General features: G+C 73.6%; 6 protein-coding genes. 3 read left to right on the forward strand and 3 right to left on the reverse strand.

What is annotated here, in order from left to right:
- Positions 1-150 precede the first annotated feature (150 nt).
- On the reverse strand, positions 151-1,509 hold the full coding sequence (locus tag KBZ10_RS24885; RefSeq protein ID WP_247702949.1) for a class II fumarate hydratase: 1,359 nt from the start codon (positions 1,507-1,509) through the stop codon (positions 151-153).
- A gap of 582 nt (positions 1,510-2,091) precedes the next feature.
- Positions 2,092-3,765, reverse strand: a complete 1,674-nt coding sequence (locus KBZ10_RS24890) for a fumarate hydratase (RefSeq protein WP_210989959.1) — start codon at positions 3,763-3,765, stop codon at positions 2,092-2,094.
- Between the two features lie 476 nt (positions 3,766-4,241).
- On the opposite strand from KBZ10_RS24890, the gene KBZ10_RS24895 reads away from it, so the two are divergent.
- Together KBZ10_RS24895 and KBZ10_RS24900 are read left to right on the forward strand one after the other, a co-directional pair.
- Complete coding sequence (locus KBZ10_RS24895; RefSeq protein WP_210989969.1) at positions 4,242-4,961, forward strand: DUF1707 domain-containing protein; 720 nt, start codon at positions 4,242-4,244, stop codon at positions 4,959-4,961.
- A 156-nt stretch (positions 4,962-5,117) separates the two neighbouring features.
- Positions 5,118-5,492, forward strand: a complete 375-nt coding sequence (locus KBZ10_RS24900; RefSeq protein ID WP_210989960.1) for a WhiB family transcriptional regulator — start codon at positions 5,118-5,120, stop codon at positions 5,490-5,492.
- 103 nt (positions 5,493-5,595) lie between these two features.
- On the opposite strand, the gene glpX is transcribed toward KBZ10_RS24900, so the two are convergent.
- Positions 5,596-6,630, reverse strand: a complete 1,035-nt coding sequence (gene glpX / locus KBZ10_RS24905; RefSeq protein ID WP_210989961.1) for a class II fructose-bisphosphatase — start codon at positions 6,628-6,630, stop codon at positions 5,596-5,598.
- 198 nt (positions 6,631-6,828) lie between these two features.
- Here glpX and KBZ10_RS24910 point away from each other — a divergent pair, with 198 nt between their 5' ends.
- On the forward strand, positions 6,829-7,353 hold the full coding sequence (locus KBZ10_RS24910) for a DUF4245 domain-containing protein (protein ID WP_210989962.1): 525 nt from the start codon (positions 6,829-6,831) through the stop codon (positions 7,351-7,353).
- Positions 7,354-7,438 lie beyond the last annotated feature (85 nt).

Raw genomic sequence — 7,438 nt, forward strand, 5'->3', positions numbered from 1 at the left:
ACACCAGCGCCCGGCCCGGCAGTCCACCGTTCACCGGGGACATCCCGCGCGGTACGTCGGTACGCCGCCGGAGGCGGGCTCCCGCGGGCTCCCGCGGACTCCCGCGGACTCCGGCGGACTCCGGCGAGCGGCCGGGGCGGGCCACCCCGGTCACGGCCGCGTCATCCGCAGCACGTCCAGCGCCTCGTCCAATTGTTCCACCGTCAGCAGCCCGCGCTCCACGTATCCGGAGTCCAGGACCACCTCCCGGATGGTGCGCCGCTCGGCCAGGGAGCGCTTGGCCACCTCCGCGGCCTTCTCGTAGCCGAGGTAGCGGTTCAGCGGGGTGACGACGGAGGGGGAGGACTCGGCGTACTCGCGGGCCCGTTCGGTGTTGGCGGTGATACCCGTCACGGTGCGGTCCGCGAGCAGCCGGGCGGCGGACGAGAGCAGCCGCACGGACTCCAGCAGGTTCTTGCCGATCACCGGCAGCATGACGTTCAGCTCGAAGTTGCCGGAGGCGCCCGCCACGGCGACCGTGGTGTCGTTGCCGGTGACCTGCGCGGCCACCATCAGCACCGCCTCCGGGACCACCGGGTTGACCTTCCCCGGCATGATCGACGAACCGGGCTGGAGGTCGGGCAGGTTGATCTCGGCCAGCCCGGTGCGCGGCCCGGACGCCATCCAGCGCAGATCGTTGCAGATCTTGGTGAGGCCGACGGCGATGGTGCGCAGCTGCCCCGAGGTCTCCACCAGGGCGTCCCGGGCGCCCTGCGCCTCGAAGTGGTCCCTGGCCTCGGTCAGCGGCAGCCCGGTGGTGCGGGCCAGTTCGGCGATCACCGCGGCGGAGAAGCCCGGCGGGGTGTTGATGCCGGTTCCCACGGCCGTGCCGCCCAGCGGCAGTTCGGCCAGCCGCGGCAGGGCCGACTCCAGCCGTTCGACGCCGTAGCGGACCTGGGCCGCGTAGCCGCCGAACTCCTGGCCGAGGGTGACGGGCGTGGCGTCCATCAGATGCGTCCGGCCGGACTTCACCACCTCGGCGAACTCCGCCGCCTTCTCCTCCAGCGCCGCCGCGAGCTGCCCGAGCGCCGGGACCAGGTCGGCGGTGACGGCCGCCGTCGCGGCGATGTGGATGGAGGACGGGAAGACGTCGTTGGAGGACTGCCCGGCGTTGACATGGTCGTTGGGGTGGACGGGGGCGCCCCCCAGCCGCTCGCTCGCCAGGGTGGCCAGCACCTCGTTGATGTTCATGTTCGAGGAGGTGCCCGAACCGGTCTGGAAGACGTCCACCGGGAAGTGCTCGTCCCAGCGGCCCCCGGCCACCTCCTCGGCCGCCTCGGCGATCGCGGCGGCGGTCCTCGCATCGAGCACGCCCAGCTCGGCGTTGACCTTGGCGGCCGCCCCCTTGATCCGGGCCAGGGCCGCGATGTGCGCCCGCTCCAGCCGCTGCCCGGAGAGGGGGAAGTTCTCCACCGCGCGCTGGGTCTGGGCCCGCCACTTGGCGTGGGCGGGGACCCGGACCTCGCCCATCGAGTCGCGCTCGGTGCGGTAGCCGCCCTCGCCGGGGTGCCGTTCGCCGCCCGCTCCGTCGCTCGCCGTGTCCTGTGCCTCCGCCACGCCGCCTGCCTCCCTCGGTCGTCCTCGTACTCAGCGCGTGCCCGGCCCGTGGTGTCACCAACGGGCCGCGCCCCGCCAGTTAATCCGCGGCGGGGCCCGGAGGACGGAAGCGGCGGCCGCTCCGCGCGCCGGGGAGGTCCTGCGGCGGGTGGGGCGGCGGTACACCGCCGGGGCGGTGGGTGCGCGGACGGGGCGGTGGGTGCGCGGAGGGCGCAGAGGTGGCGCGGATCGCGGGCCGCCACGGAACGGGGGCCACAGGGCGCCCGGCCCCGGGCGGAGCAGCGGCCCGGGCGAGCCGCGGGCCGCGCGGTACCGCGGGGTGGCGGGGCCGGGGGGCGGCGCCGTCACGGCGGGGCACGAGCACGGGAGCGTCACGCAGAGCGGAAGGCGCCCCCCAGCGGACGCCGCCCCGCACAGCGGGGGCGTCGCACAGGGACGCGGGCCCCTCCCGGTCCCCGGGGGCCCGCGTCCGCGTTCCGTGCCCCGCCGGAGGCGTCAGGCGCCGCGCACCGGGATGCTCGTCACGAACGGCTGCTCCGGCGCGGGGTCGGCGAAGAAGTCGTTGCCCTTGTCGTCCACGACGATGAACGCGGGGAAGTCCTCCACCTCGATCTTCCAGACCGCCTCCATGCCGAGCTCCTCGTACTCCAGGACCTCCACCTTCTTGATGCAGTCCTGGGCGAGCCGGGCCGCCGGGCCGCCGATGGAGCCGAGGTAGAAGCCGCCGTGCGCGGCGCAGGCGTCCGTGACCTGCCGCGAGCGGTTGCCCTTGGCGAGCATCACCTTGGAGCCGCCCGCCGCCTGGAACTGCTCGACGTAGGCGTCCATCCGCCCGGCGGTGGTCGGGCCGAAGGAGCCGGAGGCGTAGCCCTCGGGGGTCTTGGCCGGGCCCGCGTAGTAGACCGGGTGGTCCTTGAGGTACTGCGGCATCTCCTCGCCCGCGTCCAGCCGCTCCTTGATCTTGGCGTGCGCGATGTCGCGGGCGACGACGAGCGTGCCGGTGAGCGACAGCCGGGTCTTGACCGGGTGCTTCGTGAGCTCGGCCAGGATCTCGTCCATCGGGCGGCGGAGGTCGATCCGCACGGCCGCCAGGTCCGGACCGGCGCCCTCCGTCAGCTGCTCCTCGGTGGTGTCGGGCAGGAAGCGCGCCGGGTCGGTCTCCAGCTGTTCCAGGAAGACGCCCTCGGCCGTGATCTTGGCGACGGCCTGCCGGTCGGCGGAACAGGAGACGGCGATGGCCACGGGGCAGGAGGCGCCGTGCCGGGGGAGGCGCACCACGCGCACGTCGTGGCAGAAGTACTTGCCGCCGAACTGGGCGCCGATGCCGATCTTCTGCGTCAGCTCGAAGACCTTCTCCTCCAGCTCCTTGTCGCGGAAGCCGTGCCCGGTGGGGGAACCCGAGGAGGGCAGCTCGTCGAGGTAGTGCGCGGAGGCGTACTTGGCGGTCTTGAGCGCGTACTCGGCGGAGGTGCCGCCGACGACGATCGCCAGGTGGTACGGCGGGCAGGCCGCGGTGCCCAGCGAGCGGATCTTCTCCTCCAGGAACCTCATCATGCTCTTCTCGTTGAGCACGGCCTTCGTCTCCTGGTAGAGGAAGGACTTGTTCGCGGAGCCGCCGCCCTTGGCCATGAAGAGGAACTTGTAGGCGCCGCCGTCGGTCGCGTAGAGCTCGATCTGGGCGGGGAGGTTGGAGCCGGTGTTCTTCTCCTCCCACATGGTCAGCGGGGCCATCTGCGAGTAGCGCAGATTGAGCTGGGTGTACGCGTCGTAGATGCCGCGCGAGAGCGCCTCTTCGTCCCGCCCGGAGGTGAGGACGTTCTGCCCGCGCTTGCCCATGACGATGGCGGTGCCGGTGTCCTGGCACATCGGCAGCACGCCCGCCGCGGCGATGTTGGCGTTCTTCAGCAGGTCCAGCGCGACGAAGCGGTCGTTCGGGGACGCCTCGGGGTCGTCGAGGATGCGGCGCAGCTGGGCGAGGTGGGCGGGGCGGAGGTAGTGCGAGATGTCGTGCATGGCCTCGGTGGCCAGCTTGCGGAGCGCCTCGGGCTCGACCTTGAGGAACGTACGGCCGTCCGCCTCGACGGTGCTCACGCCCTCGGAGGTCACCAGGCGGTACGGCGTGGTGTCCTCGCCCAGGGGGAGGAGGTCGGTGTACGCGAACTCGGGCATGGTCGGGGTTCCTCGTCTCGGCGGGCGGCTGGGGCCCGTCCAGCGTAGAACGCCGCGCGGACAGCGGACCTGTGAGGTAGGGCTCACCCGGGGCGGCGGATGGGACGGCGTGGGAGCGGCGGCCGGCGGGGCGCGGGGCACGGCCCGGAGCCGGGGCCCGGCCGGGTGCGCCCACCCCGGGCACTAGTCGCGATCTATCGCGTTTGGGTAGGCTGACGGGCGTGGATGCCGCATCAGCACCGGGGCCCGTCCCCAACGCTCCTGACGCCCCCGAACCGCCCGTGGCGCCCGGGCCCCCGGCCCCGCCGCAGTCGCCCGCGGCACCCGGGCCCCCCGCGGCGCCGGCGCCTCCGGAGCCGTCCGCCGCACCGGAGCCACCGGAGCCGCCGCTGGCGCGGGCGCGGGACGGGGAGACCGGCCGGCGCGCGACCGGGTCCGGCCGGCTGAAGCCCGGGTGGCGGGAGACGCGCGAGCCGCTGCCCGCCCCGCCGGACCTCCGGAAGCCCGGGCCGGCCCCGCAGGCACCGCATCCCGCCCCTCCGGCAGCCGCCCCGGCGCCGTCCCCGGCCGGCCTGCGGGCCTCCGACCGGGACCGGGACCGGATCGCGGACATCCTGCGGGAGGGGCTGGCCGAGGGCCGGCTGACCGCCGAGGAGCACTCCGAACGGATCGATCTGGTCTACCGGGCGAAGACGGTCGGTGAACTGGAGCCGCTGGTGGGCGATTTGCCGGTGCCGACCGGTCGGGACCGGGGCGGCCACCGCCCCGCGCCCCGCCCCGGCGGAGCGCCGCACTCGGCGACGAGCGCGGCCTCGGAGAACCTCATCGCGGTCTTCGGCGGCGCCACCCGCAAGGGGCGCTGGCGGGTCGGCCCGCGCACCACGGCCTTCGCCCTGTTCGGCGGGGTCGAGATCGATCTGACCGAGGCGGTCTTCCAGCAGCAGGAGATCGTCATCAACGCCACGGCGATCTTCGGCGGGGTGGAGATCCGGGTCCCGGAGAACGTGACGCTGCGCGGCACGGGCACCGGGATCTTCGGCGGCTTCGACGTGCGCAGCCGCGAGGGCGGCGATCCCGAGGCGCCGATCGTGGTCGTCACCGGCTTCGCCGTCTTCGGCGGGGTCGACGCCCGCCCGAAGCGAGGCAAGATCCTGAGGGATCTTCGCGATCGCATGCGGCGGGATCCGGGCGGCTGAGCCCGCCCGGATCGGTCCGCCACGGTGTGAATAGGCGCGCGTACAGCGGGTAGGGAGAGTCGAGTCGTCTCTCGTGCGGCATGGGGGTGCAAACGGTCGTGCGAAGGGAGACGGGCAAGGGTGACCCTTTCGCGTAGCTGTCGTCAGGAGTAGACCGTGCTGCAAACGCCGCATCAGCCCCCGCAGGCCGCCGTTGTGCCGTCCCAGCGTGTGACCGCGCGGGACCAGGACGGCCCCTGGCATTCGGAGGCGGTGTGCCGCCGGGATGAGGCAGGGCTGTTCTTCGCGCCGTCCAAGGAGCCGACGGCCGCGAGGCTGTCGCGCGAGGAGGCCGCGAAGAGGGTCTGCGCACGCTGCCCGGTGCTGGTCGAATGCCGGGAGCACGCTCTGCTGCAGCCGGAGCCCTACGGCGTGTGGGGCGGGCTCACCGCCGCCGAGCGCCGTGTCGTGCTCGCCCGCCGCCGCCGGCGCGACGCCGAGCTGCAGAAGACCGCGCGACCGGCGATACCGCACATCGCCGCGGCCGGCTGAAGACCGGCCGGGGCCGCGTCCCGGCAGGGCCGGTGGAGGGGAGGGACGCCCCGCGCGGGGCGCTCCTCCTCTCCTGCGTGCCGGCCTGCCCGCCGGGTGCCGTTCAGCGGGCCCGGTCGAAGTCCACGGCGCTGTAGGCGCGCAGCTTCTTCAGCCGGTGCGTGGAGTCGATCTGCCGGATGGTGCCCGACTTCGACCGCATCACCAGGGACTGGGTGGTGGCCGTCTCCGCGCGGTACCGCACACCGCGCAGCAGTTCGCCGTCCGTGATGCCGGTGGCGACGAAGAACACGTTCTCGCCGCTGACGAGGTCGGAGGTGTGGAGGACCCGGTCGAGGTCGTGGCCGGCGTCGACGGCCCGCTGCCGCTCCTCGTCGTCCTTCGGCCAGAGCTTGCCCTGGATGGTGCCGCCCAGGCACTTGATGGCGCAGGCCGCGATGATGCCCTCCGGGGTGCCACCGATGCCCATCAGCAGATCGACGCCGGTGCCCTCCCGCACGGCCATGATGGCGCCGGCCACGTCGCCGTCCGAGATGAACTTGATGCGCGCGCCGGTCTCCCGGATCTCCTTGACGATCCCGTCGTGCCGCGGCCGGTCCAGCACGACGACGGTGACGTCCTCGGGCTCGCTCCGCTTGGCCTTCGCGACCCGGCGGATGTTCACCGCGGGCGGGGCGGTGATGTCCACGTAGTCGGCGGCCTCCGGGCCGGTGACCAGCTTGTCCATGTAGAAGACGGCGGACGGGTCGAACATGGTGCCGCGGTCGGCCACGGCCAGGACGGACACGGCGTTGCTCATGCCCTTGGCCGTGAGCGTGGTGCCGTCCACGGGGTCCACGGCGACGTCGCACTCCGCGCCGGTCCCGTCGCCGACGCGCTCGCCGTTGAACAGCATCGGCGCCTCGTCCTTCTCGCCTTCGCCGATCACGACCACGCCGTTCATGGAGACCGTGTGCACCAGGGTGCGCATGGCCTTGACGGCGGCTCCGTCCGCGCCGTTCTTGTCACCGCGGCCGACCCACCGCCCCGCGGCCATCGCGGCGGCCTCGGTGACCCGGACCAGCTCCAGGGCGAGGTTGCGGTCGGGGTGTTCGGGCTGGACATCAAGAGCGGGCGGCAGATGGTTGTTTTCGGTCATCGGAGCGCACCTTTCTGTACGGCGACGGCCGGATGCTGAGGGTAATGAGACTTTATCCGTTCGTTGGCAATCTGAGCAGAGCGCCCCACGTTTGAGCACGCCGCACGGCGCCGGCCGGCGCGCGGTTCCGGGCCCCGCCGGCCGGCGTCCGGCGGGGGCGGGGACGGACCACCGCGGCCCATGAGGGACCATGGAGGGGTGGCAAGTGGACGTGGCAGGCAGACGGTGCGGGACATGGTGCTGTCGATGACGGTGATCGTGCTCTTCGCTGCCGTCATCTACGTATTCATTCCGCACGACGACTCAAAGGACCCGCTGAAGCGGGTGGACTACTCGGTGGAGCTGAAAACGGCCCGCCGGGCGGCGCCGTACCCGCTCGCGGCCCCCCGGGGGCTGCCGGACACGTGGAAGGCCACCTCGGTGACCTACCGGGGGACCGGCCGGCTCGGCGCCGCCTGGCATCTCGGCTACCTCGACCCCGACCGGGAGTACGTGGCGGTGGAGCAGAGCGACGGCAAGCCCGCGACGTTCGTGGCGAGCGTGAGCCGCGGCGCGGAGCGCACGGACCGGACGCAGCGGATCAACGGCGAGGTGTGGGTCCGCTACGAGGGCGAGAAGTACGACGCCCTCGTGCGCGAGGAGGACGACCACACGACCGTCGTCCTGGGCACCGCCCCGTTCGACCGCCTCGCGACGATGGCCGCCGCGCTGCGGACCTCCTGAACCCCGAAGGCCGAAGGCCGCAAGGCCCCGCGGGCCCCCGCGCGGCCGCCCCCGGGCCGGGGCCGAAGCCCAGCCGGCCCCCCCC

Source organism: Streptomyces sp. F63 (genome assembly GCF_018070345.1).
In the GTDB taxonomy this organism is placed as follows: Bacteria; Actinomycetota; Actinomycetes; order Streptomycetales; family Streptomycetaceae; genus Streptomyces.

Bases quoted from the DNA above. Each gene is read 5' to 3' on its own strand.
- KBZ10_RS24885 (WP_247702949.1), bottom strand. From the start codon at position 1,509: ATGGGCGAGGTCCGGGTCCCCGCCCACGCCAAGTGGCGGGCCCAGACC.
- KBZ10_RS24890 (WP_210989959.1), bottom strand. From the start codon at position 3,765: ATGCCCGAGTTCGCGTACACCGACCTCCTCCCCCTGGGCGAGGACACC.
- glpX (WP_210989961.1), bottom strand. From the start codon at position 6,630: ATGACCGAAAACAACCATCTGCCGCCCGCTCTTGATGTCCAGCCCGAA.